The organism is Pseudomonas sp. RV120224-01b, from assembly GCF_003208145.1.
GTDB lineage: Bacteria > Pseudomonadota > Gammaproteobacteria > Pseudomonadales > Pseudomonadaceae > Aquipseudomonas > Aquipseudomonas monteilii.
Genome location: NZ_QKMQ01000004.1, coordinates 315,481 through 332,017, shown reverse-complemented (window position 1 = coordinate 332,017; position 16,537 = coordinate 315,481). Strand labels below are relative to the sequence as shown.

Genomic DNA, 16,537 nt, shown 5'->3' with positions numbered 1-16,537 from the left:
GATGGGCTGCGCAGCAGCCCCAAAGATCTTGCAGAATTACCGAGAGTCAGTGCTCGTCACCTTCCTCGTCATCACCACCCGCCACATTCATCCCCAGCTCCTTGATCTTGCGCGTCAGGGTATTGCGCCCCCAGCCCAGCAACAGCGCAGCATCCCGGCGTCGCCCGGCGGTGTGCTTGAGCGCTGTCTCGATCATGATCCGTTCAAAGCTCGGCACTGCACTGTCCAGCAGGTTCGACTGCCCACGCGCCAACGCCTGGTCGGCCCACTGGCGCAGGGCCTGTTCCCAGTTGGTGACCGGTGCGGCATCCTGCGGGAGGTTCAGCAGCTCAGGCGGCAGGTCGCCGATCAGCACCTCGCGGCTGGAGGCCATCACGGTGATCCAGCGGCAAGTGTTCTCCATCTGCCGCACGTTGCCCGGCCACGGCAGGTTGCGGATGAACTCTTCGGTCTCCGGCTTGAGAATCTTCGGCTCCACCGCCAGCTCCTGGGCGGCGCGGGCGAGGAAATGCCGGGCGAGGGCGGGGATGTCCTCACGGCGGTCGGCCAGCCGAGGAATATGGATGCGAATTACGTTCAGGCGATGGAACAAGTCTTCGCGGAACTTGCCGGCCTGCACCAGCGACTCCAGGTTCTGGTGGGTCGCGGCAATGATGCGCACATCGACCTTGACCGGCACGTGGCCGCCAACGCGATAAAACTCGCCATCGGCCAGCACCCGCAGCAGGCGGGTCTGGGTGTCGGCAGGCATGTCACCGATTTCGTCGAGGAACAGCGTGCCGCCATCGGCCTGCTCGAAGCGGCCCCGGCGCAGGTTGGCGGCACCAGTGAAGGCGCCTTTTTCATGGCCGAACAGTTCGGACTCCATCAAGTCCTTGGGGATGGCGGCCATGTTCAGGGCAATGAACGGCGACGCCGCACGCGGGCTGTGGCGGTGCAGTGCATGGGCAACCAGCTCTTTACCGGTACCCGACTCACCGTTGATCAGCACGGTAATGTTGGAGTGGCTGAGGCGGCCGATGGCGCGGAACACCTCCTGCATGGCCGGTGCTTCGCCGATGATTTCCGGTGTGCGCGCCAGGTTCTGTGGCACATCCAGCCCTTGCTGTTCCTGGGCATGCTGGTTGGCACGTTTGACCAGCGAGACAGCCTCGTCCACGTCGAACGGCTTGGGCAGGTATTCGAAGGCCCCCCCCTGGTAAGACGCCACGGCGCTGTCCAGGTCGGAATGAGCGGTCATGATGATGACCGGCAGGCGTGGGTGCTGCTCGCGAATCTGTGCCAGCAGGTCGAGGCCGCTGGCACCCGGCATGCGGATGTCGGAAATGATCACGTCCGGTTGCTGGCGCGCAAGGCGGCCCATCACACCATCTGCGCTGTCGAAGCTCTGGGTGGTCATGCCTTCCTGTTGCAGGGCTTTTTCCAGTACCCAGCGGATGGAGCGATCATCGTCGACGATCCATACGGTTTCACTTCGGCTCATGAGGCGGTGGCTCCTTGTTCCAGAGGCAGGTAGATCGAAAAGGCGGTGTGGCCTGCGTGGCTTTCACACTCGATCAGGCCCTGGTGCTGGCTGATGATGTTCTGGGTAATGGCCAGGCCCAGCCCGGTACCGTCGGGGCGGCCACTGACCATGGGATAGAAGAGGGTGTCTTGCAGTTCCGGCGGGATGCCCGGGCCGTTGTCGATGATTTCCACCCGCGCCACCAGGCGATGGCGCACATGGCCGATGGTGAACTGGCGCAAGGCGCGGCTGCGCAGGGTGATGCGGCCCAGGCGCAGCTCGTTCTGCGAACTGATCGCCTGCATGGCGTTACGCACGATGTTGAGGACCGCCTGGATCATCTGCTCGCGGTCGATCAAGACGTCCGGCAGGCTTGGGTCGTAATCGCGCACCAAAGTGATGCAACCCTGGCTTTCGGCCTCGACCAGGCTGCAGACCCGCTCCAGCACTTCGTGGATGTTGGTCATGGCCAGCGACGGCAGCTTGTTCGAGCCGAGCATGCGGTCCACCAGGTTGCGCAGGCGGTCGGCCTCTTCGATGATCACGTTGGTGTAATCGCGCAGGCCTTCCTCGGGCAATTCGCGCGACAGCAACTGCGCTGCGCCGCGGATGCCGCCGAGGGGGTTCTTGATTTCGTGGGCCAGGCCGCGCACCAGCATCTTGGTGGTTTCCTGCTTGCTCAGCTGGGCTTCTTCCTTGGTGATGCGCAGCAGCCGGTCGCGCGGGTGCACCTCCAGCAACAGCAGGGTCTGGCCCTGGTTGAGGATAGGGGTTACCGCATAGTCGACGGTGATGGTCTGCCCGGTCAGCGAGGTGAGCTGCGCTTCGCGCTTGGTGAACGGGTGCGCCTGTTCGACCGCCTGGCGCAACGAGCTGAGCGCTTCGGTCGACTCGGTGAACAGCTCGCTGATGAACTGCCCATGGCTACGTTGGCCGCTGACGGCCAGCAGCATTTCTGCGGCCGGGTTCATGTACTCCAGGCGCAGCTCGGCATTGAGCAGCAACGTGGCGGTGGTCAGGTTGTCCAGAAGCAGACGGTGCTGTGCATCGCTGATGGTCATAAGGCGTCGTTGACCTCTTTTGGCGCTTGCCTGGCACTGCTTTGGCCAGGGCCAGGTGCGGTGGCCCCGCCGATGCGAGGCTCTCTACCTGCTAGAAATGCAAGAAACAAACCAAAGCTCCGAAAAGAAGCGGGATTTGCCGATAAAGGCCTGTATCTGCGCAAATTCGGATCAGAAACTCTGGATGAAACGTTTCATTTGAACCAGATTGGGGAGCAAATAGGGGCAAGGCGCTTTGTTGTGCACCAAGATAGAGCATAGCGTGGGTGAGGTGATTTCTGTGTGGCGCAGAAACGAAAACGGCCTCCCGAGGGAGGCCGTTCCTGATCATGTCATCGGCGCGAGGCGCCGATCAGATCAGCAGCTGTAGTACAGCTCGTATTCCAGCGGGTGCACGAAGGTACGGACCTTGATCTCTTCTTCCGACTTCAGCTCGATGAAGGCATCGATGAAGTCATCGGAGAACACGCCGCCCTTGGTCAGGAACGCACGGCCTTTGTCCAGCTCTTCCAGGGCTTCTTTCAGGCTGCCGCACACTTGCGGAATGTCCTTGGCCTCTTCTGGTGGCAGGTCGTACAGGTTCTTGTCGGCAGCATCGCCTGGGTGGATCTTGTTCTGGATGCCGTCCAGGCCAGCCATCAGCAGGGCCGCGAAGGCCAGGTACGGGTTGGCCGATGGGTCCGGGAAGCGTGCTTCGATACGGCGGGCTTTCGGGCTGCCGACGTAAGGAATACGGATCGAGGCGGAACGGTTACGCGCCGAGTAGGCCAGCATTACCGGGGCTTCGAAGCCTGGTACCAGACGCTTGTACGAGTTGGTCGACGGGTTGGTGAAGCCGTTCAGCGCCTTACCGTGCTTGATGATACCGCCGATGAAGTACAGGGCGGTGTCGGACAGGCCGGCATAGCCTTCACCCGAGAAGGTGTTCTTGCCGTCTTTCCAGATCGACATGTGTACGTGCATGCCCGAACCGTTGTCGCCGTACAGTGGCTTCGGCATGAAGGTGGCGGTACGGCCGTAAGCGTCGGCAACGTTGTGCACGACGTATTTCAGGGCTTGTACTTCGTCAGCCTTCTTCACCAGGGTGTTGAACTTGACGCCGATTTCGTTCTGGCCGGCAGTCGCCACTTCGTGGTGGTGAACTTCAACGGTCTGACCCATTTCTTCCAGTGCGTTGCACATGGCAGTACGGATTTCGTGGTCGTGGTCGAACGGCGGAACCGGGAAGTAGCCGCCTTTCACGCCTGGACGGTGGCCTTTGTTGCCGCCTTCCACGTCAGCACCGGTCATCCACGAGCCTTGCTCGGAGAAGATCTTGAACATCGAGCCGGAGATGTCCGACTGGAACTTCACTTCGTCGAAGATGAAGAACTCAGGCTCCGGGCCTGCGAATACGGTGTCACCGATGCCGGTGCTCTTCAGGTACTCTTCGGCGCGCTTGGCGATTGCACGTGGGTCACGATCGTAGCCCTGCATGCTCGACGGGTCGACGATGTCGCAGGTGATGATCAGGGTTGGTTCTTCGGTGAACGGGTCCAGAACGGCGGTATCGTCAACCGGCATCAGGATCATGTCGGAAGCTTCGATGCCTTTCCAGCCAGCGATGGAGGAACCGTCGAACATCTTGCCGACTTCGAAGAAGTCCTCGTCCAGCGCATCACGCGACGGCATGGTCACGTGGTGCTGAATGCCTTTGGTGTCCGTGAAACGCAGATCAATCCACTTGACGTCATGATCTTTGATGAGTTGAACCGACTTCGACATGTTGTCCTCCGGATGGTCTAGAGCGCGGTGGGCCGCTGCCCTGGAAAAAGGGTGTTGCCGGGCGCGGATAGTCGGCCAAGCTTACCTGCCTCACAAGGGAGCAAATTGCATGCCAGTGCCCGAAAATGGCGAGGGCGGGATAAAAGGGGGCGTTTGCGGGCATTTGGCGGTGGGTTGGGTTGGAAAAGTGCACTCTTACGAGGCGAAATTTGGATTTGTCGCACCAATGTGGTGCGTGTCTTGAGTTGTAGCGTTTGTGAGACCGAGCGCCGCAAATCCCCCCCTCGTACATTTATCTGAAAGCTTCTGACCAAAAGTTGGTCAAATCCTGAGCAATTTCCGCTATAATTCGCGCCCCTCATTTTCGGCAGGCCCTGCGCGCGCTGTTAACCAATGAAACTTATCGTCAAAGTCTTCCCAGAAATCACCATCAAGAGCCGGCCGGTGCGCAAGCGCTTCATCCGCCAGCTCGGCAAGAACATCCGCAACGTGCTCAAGGATCTCGACCCTGAGCTCGCGGTCGATGGTGTCTGGGACAATCTCGAAGTGGTCACCCGCGTCGAAGACGAGAAAGTCCAGCGCGAGATGATCGAGCGCCTCACCTGCACGCCGGGTATCACCCACTTCCTGCAGGTAGAGGAATACCCGCTGGGTGACTTCGACGACATCGTCGCCAAGTGCAAGCACCACTTCGGCCACTTGCTGGCCGGCAAGCACTTCGCCGTGCGCTGCAAGCGCGGTGGCCACCATGACTTCACCTCGATGGACGTCGACCGCTACGTCGGCAGCCAGCTGCGCCAGCAATGCGGCGCCGCCGGCATCGAGCTGAAGAACCCTGAAGTGCTGGTGCGCATCGAAATCCGCGACCAGCGCCTGTACGTGATCCACAACCAGCACAACGGCATCGGCGGTTACCCGCTGGGCGCCCTGGAGCAGACCCTGGTGCTGATGTCCGGTGGCTTCGACTCCACCGTGGCGGCCTACCAGATGATGCGCCGTGGCCTGATGACCCACTTCTGCTTCTTCAACCTCGGCGGCCGTGCCCACGAGCTGGGCGTGATGGAAGTGGCCCACTTCCTGTGGAGAAAATACGGCAGCAGCCAGCGCGTGCTGTTCATCAGCGTACCGTTCGAAGAAGTGGTCGGCGAGATCCTCAACAAGGTCGACAACAGCTACATGGGCGTCACCCTCAAGCGCATGATGCTGCGCGGTGCCGCGCACATGGCCGACCGCCTGCAGATCGACGCGCTGGTCACCGGCGAGGCGATTTCCCAGGTGTCCAGCCAGACGCTGCCGAACCTGTCGATCATCGACTCGGCCACCGACAAGCTGGTGCTGCGCCCGTTGCTGGCCAGCCACAAGCAGGACATCATCGACCAGGCCACCGAAATCGGCACCGCCGACTTCGCCAAGCACATGCCAGAATACTGCGGCGTGATCTCGGTAAACCCGACCACCCATGCCAAGCGCCACCGCATGGAGCATGAAGAAAAGCAGTTCGACATGGCCGTGCTGGAGCGCGCCCTGGAACGCGCCAAGTTCATTTCCATCGACCATGTGATCGACGAGCTGGGCAAGGACATCGAAATCGAGGAAGTGGCCGAGGCGTTGCCAGGCCAGATCGTCATCGACATTCGTCACCCCGATGCCCAGGAAGACGAACCCCTGGCACTGGAAGGTATCGAAGTCCAGGCCATGCCGTTCTACGCGATCAACAGCAAGTTCAAGCACCTGGACCCCACGCGCCAGTACTTGCTGTATTGCGACAAGGGTGTGATGAGCCGTTTGCACGCACACCACCTGCTCAGTGAGGGACATGCCAATGTGCGTGTTTATCGTCCGACATAAGACGCCGGGGCTGTATGGCGGCAGTATCCGCCATCGCCCTCCCGACCGCCGGGCCCGCTGAGCCTTAAACAGTACATATTGGCCGCCTACACTGGGCGGCAACCGAATCCTCTGATCGAGATACACTTGTGATCGAAAATCTGCGTAACATCGCCATCATCGCCCACGTTGACCATGGTAAAACCACCCTGGTCGACAAACTCCTGCGTCAGTCCGGCACTCTGGAGCGTAACGAGCTCAACGACGAGCGCGTCATGGACTCCAACGACCAGGAAAAAGAGCGCGGTATTACCATTCTGGCGAAAAACACCGCCATCAACTGGAACGGCTACCACATCAACATCGTCGACACCCCCGGCCACGCCGACTTCGGTGGCGAGGTTGAGCGTGTAATGTCGATGGTCGACTCCGTGCTGCTGCTGGTCGACGCCCAGGACGGCCCTATGCCGCAAACCCGCTTCGTGACCAAGAAGGCCTTCGAAGCCGGCCTGAAGCCAATCGTCGTGATCAACAAGGTTGACCGTCCGGGCGCGCGTCCTGACTGGGTTCTGGACCAGATCTTCGACCTGTTCGACAACCTCGGTGCTACCGACGAACAGCTGGACTTCAAAGTCGTCTACGCCTCGGCCCTGAACGGCATCGCCGGCCTGGACCACACCGAGATGGGCGAAGACATGACCGCCCTGTACCAGTCGATCGTCGACAACGTACCTGCGCCGTCTGTTGACCGTGACGGCCCGTTCCAGATGCAGATCTCCGCACTGGACTACAACAGCTTCCTCGGCGTTATCGGTGTTGGCCGTATCGCCCGTGGTCGCGTCAAGCCGAACACCCCGGTTGTCGCCATCGACACCAACGGCAAGAAGCGTAACGGCCGTATCCTGAAGCTGATGGGCCACCACGGCCTGCACCGTGTAGACGTTGAAGAAGCCCAGGCTGGCGACATCGTCTGCATCAGCGGTTTCGACGAGCTGTTCATCTCCGACACCCTGTGCGCCCCGGATGCGGTAGAAGCGATGAAGCCGTTGACCGTTGACGAGCCGACCGTTTCCATGACCTTCCAGGTCAACGACTCGCCGTTCTGCGGTAAAGAAGGCAAGTTCGTCACCAGCCGTAACATCAAGGATCGTCTGGACAAAGAGCTGCTGTACAACGTTGCTCTGCGCGTTCAGGAAACCGATTCCCCTGACAAGTTCAAGGTATCGGGCCGTGGTGAGCTGCACCTGTCGGTTCTGATCGAAACCATGCGCCGTGAAGGCTTCGAGATGGCCGTAGGCCGTCCTGAAGTAATCATCCGCGAAGTTGACGGCGTGAAGCAGGAGCCGTTCGAGAACGTCACCATCGACATCCCTGAAGAATCCCAGGGCAAGGTGATGGAAGAGATGGGGCTGCGTAAAGGCGACCTGACCAACATGGTTCCGGATGGCAAGGGCCGTGTGCGCCTGGAGTACAACATTCCAGCCCGTGGTCTGATCGGTTTCCGTAACCAGTTCCTGACCCTGACCAACGGTGCAGGCATCCTGACCTCGATCTTCGATCGCTACGACACCATGAAGTCGGGCCAGATGTCCGGCCGCCTGAACGGCGTACTGGTTTCGGTCGAAACCGGCAAGGCGCTGACCTACTCGCTGGAAACCCTGCAGGCGCGCGGCAAGCTGTTCGTCGAGCACGGTCAGGAGATCTACAACGGTCAGATCATCGGCCTGAACAGCCGTGACAACGACCTGGGCGTGAACCCGACCAAAGGCAAGAAGCTCGACAACATGCGTGCTTCGGGCAAAGACGAAGTCATCGCCCTGGTACCGCCAGTTCGCCACACTCTGGAACAGGCTCTGGAATTCATCCAGGACGACGAGCTGTGCGAAGTGACGCCTAAGTCGATCCGTCTGCGCAAGAAGATCCTGGACGAAGGCGAGCGTACCCGCGCTGCCAAGAAAGCCAAGAACTGAGTTAGCTCAGGCTGAATGAAAACGCCCCCGGTCGAAAGGTCGGGGGCGTTTTTTTATGCCTTACGTTCATCCAAAGTTAGTTTTTTCAGGTGTGTAGATTTCTGGTAAATACCACTGCGCCAGTACATATTTCCATATGCCTGGATGTTTAAATATTCTTTAGCCTCATCTCTCTACTTTATTTGAGGCTGAGGAATTGAGTATGTCTGATGTGATTGTCGGCAAAGATATATGCATTATCGATGACGGCATTACCGATAAAGAGCATGCGCAAATCTTGCGGCTCCTTACGGATTCGGTGTGGCGCTATGGGTGGCCTTATCCTTATTCGCCGCTTGAGCGCCCTTGCTGGCACAGTTTCATAGCCGGCTCTCGCAGAGACGCGTTGGAAGATTGCGAGCAGGAGCTGCGTGAGCGCTCGGACTGGGGTTTTCTGGCGGACATCTGGGCACGCATTAAAGCCGCTCACATGCCTTCAGCTGTATTGCTGGGTGTGTACGCGAACGGACAAACCACCAGTCAGGATGGGCCGATACATCGGGATAATACCGCGAAGGCGCCGGGACGAACTGTCATGCTGTTCTGTAGTGAACATTGGGCTACTTGCTGGGGAGGAGAGTTAATGTTCTACGACGCCGGCAAGGAGACCATCATTATGTCGGTACAGCCCAAGCCAAGAAGGGTTGTCGTTTTCAATGGCGAGATACCGCACGCCGCACGGGCACCTGCAGCAAGCTGTAACCGTCTGCGTATGAGTATCGCCTTCAAGACGATGATAAAGGAGTGATGGCAGATGGCTAAAACAGTTGAAATAATCCTGGGCTATGTCGATGCACCCGTCGCGGTGGGGGCGGCTTCGACCTCCATAGTGGATCAGTACGATAGCGACAAGTCTGGTTTCGATTTGGTGAACCAGAGTGCGCAGACAGGTGCTGCGGTCGCAGGCGTCACGTCGATTGTAAAGCTGACAGCGGGTTTTACACCATTTCTGAACATAAAAACGAATACCCTGGCGGCAACTACAGTGCTTCTAAAGATTACAGCGAGGTACAAGACGAAGCAGGAATTTGAAACCGGAGATGTCTTAAGTCTGATTGGGAATGTTGCTGGGATTGTCGGAGGAATTACCTTGCTGGCTGGTGCAAGTTCAGCTGCAGTGGCATTCACAGCTGTGGGTGTAGGGGCTAATGCGTTTGGGGTTTTTAATTCTGATGTGGCGAAGAAATTGTATCATTCTGCAATTATCCCTGTTCTGGAAAAATATTTTGTTGCGGATACAAACGCGGTGTTTCCAGATTACTGGGTTGCACCGGACTTGACACTTGCATCTCTTGATCAAATAATTGCGAGCTACTCAGGTGGTATTGCGGTAAGTCAGTGGAATCCTGATACACATGACGTTTCGCTTGGCAGTAACTCCGTTTACATATTTGGAGTAGGCGCGGGAAGTGGGGGCGGATATATAGAGGGTGACAGTGGAGGGAGTCAGGTCATTCCACTGACTGGCTCCGGTTGGGGTATTGGCGTCGGTCCTCTAGAGTACCCAGGGTGGAATATTGATATTGGTCCCATACAAATTATCGAGCCTGGCGGTAGTAATTGGGGTGTTGACAGGTATCACTGAAGAGCGTAGTTCTGCATTGTTTTGGTAAGATATAAGGAGGGGGTGTGCATTCAATGTCTGGTTTTTTCAAAATATACAGAGCCTCCCCTCCGTTTAAACGTATTCAATTGCTATCAATTGTTTTGGTTACAATGCTGTCATTTACAGCGCTGTATTACAGTGACTTAAAAGTATACAAAGCTCCGGATTTTTCCAAGTTGACGTTTGTTGAAGGGCGTGTATCGGGTTACCCGGACACTTGGGAGCATAATCGTTCGATTATACATTTCGCAGTTGCATACACGCTGGATGGAGTACGGTATGGTAAAGGGATCTACACGTATCCGGCGTTGTACAAGGAGTCAGGGCTGCGAATAAACAAGAAGGTATCCTTGACGGTGGAGCGCCTGGACGACGGCAGCCAAGTGCGTGAACTGGCCACCTTGGATGGCCGTGTCCTTTTCGATGATCGATTCCATCAGCAAGTCATCGCTTGGAACAATCAATCAATAAAGTTCAAGGTGGTGTTGGCAGGCCTGATGTCATTTGGGCTCGCTGTCGCGGCTTTGGTCGTAGCTATACGTCATCGGGGCAAGCTTTTTCAGGCTGGTTGAGCTCAGGATTGCTTCAACTAGAAATACGACGCCCCCAGTCGAAAGGCCGGGGGCGTTTTTTTATGCCTTCAGGAGTTGTGTTGCCCCTTTCGCGGGCTTGCCCGCTCCCACAGGTTTTGCACAGGTCTGAATGATGTGGAGATCCTGTGGGAGCGGGCAAGCCCGCGAAGAGGCCCTTGAAGGCTACAGATCAGCGCCCAACGACCTTGGGTTTATAGGCGCAGTAACCAGGCCGCGGCCCAACCTTGGGGTGGTTGCGGCAGGTATCCGGGCGCTTGTCATAAATGGTGCACAGCCGGCTCTTACGATCCAGATACATGCAGTCATCGTTGCTCATCCGGGTCAGGGTGAAGATGCCTGACTTCTGGTTGAAGCGTTCGATGATGCCTTCTTTTTGCAGGCGCTTGGCCACGTTTTTCGGCGGCTCGTCTTTTTCGAACTCGTCTACCACGCCGATACGGATCAGATCCTTGATCTTCACCTCCACCGGCAGGGTGCAACAGGTCGAGTGGCAGCCACCGCACATGTGGCTGGCATAGCGCTGCCAAGTCTCCAGGCGGTCGACTTCGGCGGCGGCGATCAGGGTCGTTTTCATCTTTATAGGGTGGATCACGGTCTTGGGGCGCGCGATGATACCGGAATTGTTCAATTTATGAACAACCTTTTGCCGGAATCGCAGAGTGGGCATGAAAACTGCGAACCGTAACTGTCACTCCCGGTCGAAGGGTCTAGTCTCAACAATCTCCCTCCGCTTTCGTCAACTTGCCCGAGGATGTCGCATGTCCCAGGAACCCAAAGCACGTGACGCCGAAGTCGCGGATTTTCGCGCCGCCGTACTGAACAAGCTGACCTATGCGGTCGGCAAGGACCCGGAGCACGCCTTCGACCATGACTGGTTCGAAGCCATTGCCCTGGCTGCGCGCGATCACATGGTCGACCACTGGATGGACCATACCCGCCAGGCCTATCGACGCAGCCAGAAGCGGGTCTACTACCTCTCCCTGGAGTTCCTTATCGGGCGCCTGCTGTACGACAGCCTGAGCAACCTGGGGCTGCTGGACATCGCCCGCGATGCACTGGAAGGGTTGGACGTGGACCTGGAGCGCATCCGCCTGCTCGAACCCGACGCCGCGCTGGGTAACGGGGGCCTTGGCCGGCTGGCGGCGTGCTTCATGGAAAGTATGTCCACCTTGGGCATTGCCGCCCATGGTTACGGCATCCGCTACGAGCATGGGCTGTTCCGTCAGGCCGTGGTCGATGGCTGGCAGCAGGAGCAGACCGAAAACTGGCTGGATTTCGGCAACCCCTGGGAGTTCGAGCGTGCCGAGGTGATCTACCCGATCAGTTTCGGCGGTAGCGTCGAAACGGTGCACGATGGCAACGGTGCCCAGCGCCAGGTCTGGTCGCCGGGTGAGACAGTGCGGGCGGTAGCCTATGACACGCCCGTGGTCGGCTGGCGCGGGTCCAGCGTCAACACCTTGCGCTTGTGGCGTGCGCGGGCGCTGGAAGAGCTGCACCTTGAACGCTTCAATGCGGGCGACCACCTGGGGGCCGTGGCCGAAGTGGCGCGGGCCGAGAGCATTTCTCGCGTGCTGTACCCTGCGGATAGCACCGAGGCGGGGCAGGAACTGCGCCTGCGTCAGGAGTACTTCTTCGTGTCGGCTTCGTTGCAGGATTTGCTCCGCCGTCACCTGAACATGCACAAAGACCTGCTCAACCTGCCCGATGCGGCAGCCATCCAGCTCAACGACACCCACCCATCGATTGCCGTGGCGGAGTTGATGCGGCTGTTGGTGGATCAGCATGAAGTACCGTGGGAAAAGGCCTGGGAACTGACCGTCGGCACGCTCGCCTACACCAACCACACGCTGCTGCCCGAAGCCCTGGAAACCTGGCCGGTCGCGCTGATGGAGCGCATGCTGCCCCGGCACATGCAGATCATCTACCTCATCAATGCCTACCATATCGACTCGCTGCGCGCCAAAGGCCTGCACGATTTCGACGTGCTGCGCGCCGTGTCGCTGATCGAGGAAGACAACGGCCGCCGCGTGCGCATGGGCAACCTGGCATTCCTTGGCTCGCACAGCGTCAACGGCGTGTCGGCGCTGCACAGCAAATTGATGAAGAGCACCGTGTTCTCCGAGCTGCACAAGCTTTACCCGCAGCGTATCAACAACAAGACCAACGGCATTACCTTCCGCCGCTGGTTGTACCAGTCCAATCCTCAGTTGACCGACATGCTGGTCGAGGCGCTCGGGCCGGAACTCAAGGACGACCCTGAAGGGCGCCTGGCCGGCCTGGTGCCGTTTGCCGACAAGCCCGGTTTTCGCAAGCAGTTCGCCGCCCAGCGCCTGCACAGCAAGCGCGCCCTGGCCAGCATCATTCAGGATCGCATCGGCGTCACGGTAAACCCCGAGGCGCTGTTCGACGTGCAGGTCAAGCGCATCCACGAGTACAAGCGCCAGTTGCTCAACCTGCTGCACACCGTGGCGTTGTACCAGGCCATACGCAACGACCCCGGTACCAACTGGGTACCGCGGGTGAAGATTTTCGCCGGCAAGGCGGCAGCCAGTTATCACCAGGCCAAGTTGATCATCAAGCTGGCCAACGACATCGCCCGGGTGGTGAACAACGACCCGACTGTCCGTGGCCTGCTGAAGGTGGTGTTCCTGCCCAACTACAACGTCAGCCTGGCCGAGAGCATCATCCCGGCGGCAGACCTTTCCGAGCAGATTTCCACGGCCGGCTATGAAGCCTCCGGTACCAGCAACATGAAGTTCGGGCTGAACGGCGCGTTGACCATCGGCACGCTGGATGGCGCCAACGTGGAGATGTGCGAACAGGTGGGCGCCGACAACATGTTCATCTTTGGCCTGACCGCCCAGCAGGTCGAGGCACGCAAGAAGGCGGGTGATTTTGGTGCCAGTGCGGCGATTGCCGCGTCCAACCGCCTGAGTGACGTGCTGCAGGCGATTCGCAGCGGTGTGTTCTCGCCAGACGACCCTTCGCGCTACGCCGGCTTGATCGACGGGCTGGTGGCGTATGACCGCTTCCTGGTGTGCGCCGACTTCGATGCCTACTGGGATGCCCAGCGGCGGGTCGAGGAACTGTGGCACACGCCGCAGGAGTGGTGGCGCATGGCGGTGCTGAACACGGCGCGGATGGGGTGGTTCTCGTCGGACCGGACCATTCGGGAGTATGCCACCGAGATCTGGAAGGCTTTGGATTGATGTGAGGCCATTCGCGGGCGCGCCCGCTCCCACAGGTACAGCGCAAGCCTTGAAGCTTGCGAGACACCTGTGGGAGCGGGCGTGCCCGCGAATGGGCCCACAACCGGACCACCGGCCTGGCGAAGGCTGAACTAGCGACCTATTGTGCCGTCAGAGAGCCGTGGCGAGTCTCATCACTCGCTAGCCTGCAACTCTCCCTGTAAACTGCGGGGGTTTTTCATCCCCCCCAATCCGTTCGGAGCCATACATGTCCCGCGTTACCCTGAGTCGCTATCTGATTGAGCAGACCCGCAGCAACAATACCCCTGCCGATCTGCGCTTCCTGATCGAAGTGGTGGCGCGTGCGTGCAAGGAAATCAGCCATCACGTGTCCAAAGGCGCCCTGGGTGGTGTGTTGGGCAGCATGGGCACTGAAAACGTGCAGGGCGAAGTCCAGAAGAAACTGGACGTGATTTCCAACGATATCCTGCTGGAAGCCAACGAGTGGGGCGGCCACCTGGCCGGCATGGCGTCCGAAGAAATGGACAACGCCTACCAGATCCCGGGCAAATACCCGAAAGGCGCCTACCTGCTGGTCTTCGACCCGCTGGACGGTTCGTCGAACATCGACGTCAACGTGTCGGTCGGCACCATCTTCTCGGTACTGCGTTGCCCTAACGAATACCTGAGCCAGAACGAAACCCTGAACGAAAACGCCTTCCTGCAGCCAGGCACCCAGCAGGTCGCCGCCGGTTACGCCATCTACGGCCCGCAGACCATGCTGATCCTCACCCTGGGCAATGGCGTGAAGGGCTTCACCCTGGACCGCGAGCTGGGCAGCTTCGTTCTGACTCACGAAAACATCCGTGTGCCGGAAAGCACCGCCGAATTCGCCATCAACATGTCCAACCAGCGCCACTGGGAAGCCCCGGTACAACGCTACGTGGGCGAGCTGCTGGCAGGCGAGACCGGCCCGCTGAAGAAGAACTACAACATGCGCTGGATCGCCTCGATGGTGGCCGACGTGCACCGCATCCTGACCCGTGGCGGCCTGTTCATGTACCCACGTGACGCCCGTGAGCCAAGCAAGCCGGGCAAGCTGCGCCTGATGTACGAAGCCAACCCGATGTCCTTCATCATCGAGCAGGCCGGCGGCGCCTCTACCAACGGTTACGATCGCATCCTCGACATCAAGCCAGAAAGCCTGCACCAGCGCGTGTCGGTGATCCTCGGCTCGAAGGAAGAGGTCGAGCGCGTTACCGCCTACCACAAGGAGTAAGTCATGCTCGCACCTTGGCAGCCGTTGCTGGAATGGTGGTTCGGTTGGGGCACCAGTCCCCAGGCCGTGGCTGACGAGAAGAGCACGCTGTGGTTCGGCAAGCATCACGATGCCGATGCCCATGCGCTGTTTGGCGACCTGACCGAGCAGGCCTTGGCCGGCGGGCTCGACGAGTGGCAGCAAAGCCCGCAGGGCTGGCTGGGCCTGCTGATTCTGCTGGACCAGTTGCCGCGCATGATCTACCGCGACACGCCGCGCGCCTTCGAGGGCGACCGGCGTGCCCAGGTGGTAGCCATGCAGGGCCTGCAGAAGGGCTGGGACTACCAGTTGCTGCCCATCCAGCGGGTGTTCGTGCTGCTGGTGCTGGAGCATGCCGAGGTGCTGGACTGGCAGAACCTGTGTGTCGAGCGTTATCAGGTATTGCTCGACGAGCAGCCAGAGGCCCATCGCCGGCTGTTCGAAGGCTTCCTCGACTATGCCGAGCAGCATCAGCGCGTGATTGCCCGATTCGGGCGCTTCCCGCACCGCAACCTGGTGCTGGAGCGGCCGAGCACCAGTGAAGAGATGGACTTTTTGCTGGAGCCCGGGTCCAGGTTCTGAGGCATTGGGCCTGCTGTGCAGGCCGTCGCGACGCAAGGCCGCTCCTACAAGGGGCGGCCTTTTTTATTGGGAGATGACTATTACTTTGTGATTAATCGCACGGTAGTGGCCACCCGACCAATGGTGTAGGGGTAAATGGGGTGGGGTAGGGAACCCGGGAGGGTTTTTTCCGTCGAAGGTCACTGCAGGCCACTCGCCTGTATCCCCTCTCCAGGAGTGTCCTTCATGTCGTTGCGTTCCCTCGCCCTGTTGTCGCTGTGCGTCGTCCTGACTGCCTGCAGCAAGATCAACCAGGAAAACTATTCCAAGATCAAGGCCGGTATGAACAAGGCCGAGGTCGAGCAGTTGCTCGGCACGCCGACCGAGTGCTCTGGCGCGCTGGGCATGAGCAGCTGCACCTGGGGGGACGAGAAGAGCTTCATCAGCGTGCAGTACGCAGCTGACAAGGTGCTGATGTATTCAGGGCAGGGTCTCAAATGAGGCGTGCGTACCTGCTGATGGGGGTATGCCTGGCGTTGCTGCTGGGCGGTTGTGCAGGCTCCGTGCACGACCCGCTGGCGCCGAAAACCGCCGGCAATGTCGACCTCAAGCGCTATCAGGGCAAATGGTTCGAGCTGGCACGCCTGCCTATGCGCTACCAGACCGGCTGCGAGCAGTCCGAGGCGCACTACAACCTCAAGCCGGATGGCAGCTTTGGCGTGCTCAACCGCTGCCGCACCATGGGTGATGAATGGCTGCGTGCCGAGGGGCACGCCAGCATTCAGGAGCCGGGGCATACCGACAAGCTGTGGGTCGAGTTCGACAACTGGTTTACCAAGCTGGTGCCGGGCGTGGCTCGGGGCGAGTACTGGATTTTGTATGTGGATGACCGTTACCGCACGGCGGTGGTCGGCAGCCCGGATCGCAAGCATTTGTGGATTCTGTCGCGTACGCCGACATTGCCGGCGTGGGAGCGTGAGAACCTGCTGTCCAAGGCACGGCAGCAGGGGTATGACACCAGCCGGCTGATCTGGCGGGCTTCGGACCAGCAGATCGTCAAGATGCACTGACGTTGGCTTTGCTGGCCCTATCGCCGGCAAGCCAGCTCCCACAAGTACTGCGCAGTT

14 protein-coding genes are annotated in these 16,537 nt (G+C 59.5%); 10 read left to right on the top strand and 4 right to left on the bottom strand.

Features of this window, described 5'->3' with window-relative positions:
- Nucleotides 1-46 precede the first annotated feature (46 nt).
- The 3 genes from ntrC to glnA all read right to left on the bottom strand — a co-directional run bounded on the left by ntrC (nt 47) and on the right by glnA (nt 4,329).
- Nucleotides 47-1,483, bottom strand: a complete 1,437-nt coding sequence (gene ntrC, locus N436_RS09825) for a nitrogen regulation protein NR(I) (protein ID WP_110740883.1) — start codon at nt 1,481-1,483, stop codon at nt 47-49.
- Entirely contained in the window at nt 1,480-2,565 is a 1,086-nt protein-coding gene (gene glnL, locus N436_RS09820; RefSeq protein ID WP_016712463.1) for a nitrogen regulation protein NR(II), read from the bottom strand. Before glnL ends, ntrC begins: the two co-directional genes overlap by 4 nt.
- 357 nt (nt 2,566-2,922) lie before the next feature.
- Nucleotides 2,923-4,329 carry a type I glutamate--ammonia ligase gene (glnA, locus tag N436_RS09815; protein ID WP_060500655.1) on the bottom strand — a complete coding sequence of 469 codons (1,407 nt, stop codon included), beginning with the start codon at nt 4,327-4,329 and terminating at the stop codon, nt 2,923-2,925.
- Between the two features lie 393 nt (nt 4,330-4,722).
- Between glnA and thiI the strand changes: the two genes are divergently transcribed.
- From thiI to N436_RS09790, 5 genes are all read left to right on the top strand, one after another.
- A complete protein-coding gene (gene thiI, locus N436_RS09810) occupies nt 4,723-6,177 on the top strand; it encodes a tRNA uracil 4-sulfurtransferase ThiI (protein WP_110740882.1) in 1,455 nt (484 codons plus the stop codon).
- Between the two features lie 128 nt (nt 6,178-6,305).
- Nucleotides 6,306-8,126 (top strand): translational GTPase TypA, encoded by a 1,821-nt coding sequence (typA, locus tag N436_RS09805; protein WP_016712460.1) that lies wholly within the window; start codon nt 6,306-6,308, stop codon nt 8,124-8,126.
- A gap of 202 nt (nt 8,127-8,328) precedes the next feature.
- The gene (locus N436_RS09800; protein ID WP_105946406.1) at nt 8,329-8,913 is read left to right on the top strand and encodes a 2OG-Fe(II) oxygenase; all 585 of its coding nucleotides are present in this window, start codon (nt 8,329-8,331) and stop codon (nt 8,911-8,913) included.
- Between the two features lie 6 nt (nt 8,914-8,919).
- Entirely contained in the window at nt 8,920-9,750 is an 831-nt protein-coding gene (locus tag N436_RS09795) for a hypothetical protein (protein ID WP_105946405.1), read from the top strand.
- Nucleotides 9,751-9,803: 53 nt separating this feature from the next.
- A complete protein-coding gene (locus N436_RS09790; RefSeq protein ID WP_110740881.1) occupies nt 9,804-10,343 on the top strand; it encodes a hypothetical protein in 540 nt (179 codons plus the stop codon).
- Between the two features lie 190 nt (nt 10,344-10,533).
- On the opposite strand, the gene N436_RS09785 is transcribed toward N436_RS09790, so the two are convergent.
- A complete protein-coding gene (locus tag N436_RS09785) occupies nt 10,534-10,938 on the bottom strand; it encodes a YkgJ family cysteine cluster protein (RefSeq protein ID WP_016712459.1) in 405 nt (134 codons plus the stop codon).
- A 184-nt stretch (nt 10,939-11,122) separates the two neighbouring features.
- On the opposite strand from N436_RS09785, the gene N436_RS09780 reads away from it, so the two are divergent.
- From N436_RS09780 to N436_RS09760, 5 genes are all read left to right on the top strand, one after another.
- Nucleotides 11,123-13,573 (top strand): glycogen/starch/alpha-glucan phosphorylase, encoded by a 2,451-nt coding sequence (locus tag N436_RS09780; protein ID WP_110740880.1) that lies wholly within the window; start codon nt 11,123-11,125, stop codon nt 13,571-13,573.
- 247 nt (nt 13,574-13,820) lie between these two features.
- Nucleotides 13,821-14,831, top strand: a complete 1,011-nt coding sequence (locus N436_RS09775) for a class 1 fructose-bisphosphatase (RefSeq protein WP_016712457.1) — start codon at nt 13,821-13,823, stop codon at nt 14,829-14,831.
- Nucleotides 14,832-14,834: 3 nt separating this feature from the next.
- Nucleotides 14,835-15,431, top strand: a complete 597-nt coding sequence (locus N436_RS09770; protein WP_019098301.1) for a DUF924 family protein — start codon at nt 14,835-14,837, stop codon at nt 15,429-15,431.
- Nucleotides 15,432-15,656: 225 nt separating this feature from the next.
- The gene (gene bamE / locus N436_RS09765; protein WP_003249234.1) at nt 15,657-15,911 is read left to right on the top strand and encodes an outer membrane protein assembly factor BamE; all 255 of its coding nucleotides are present in this window, start codon (nt 15,657-15,659) and stop codon (nt 15,909-15,911) included.
- A complete protein-coding gene (locus N436_RS09760; RefSeq protein WP_019098302.1) occupies nt 15,908-16,480 on the top strand; it encodes a lipocalin family protein in 573 nt (190 codons plus the stop codon). The genes bamE and N436_RS09760 overlap by 4 nt, the downstream gene beginning before the upstream one ends.
- Nucleotides 16,481-16,537: the final 57 nt, after the last annotated feature.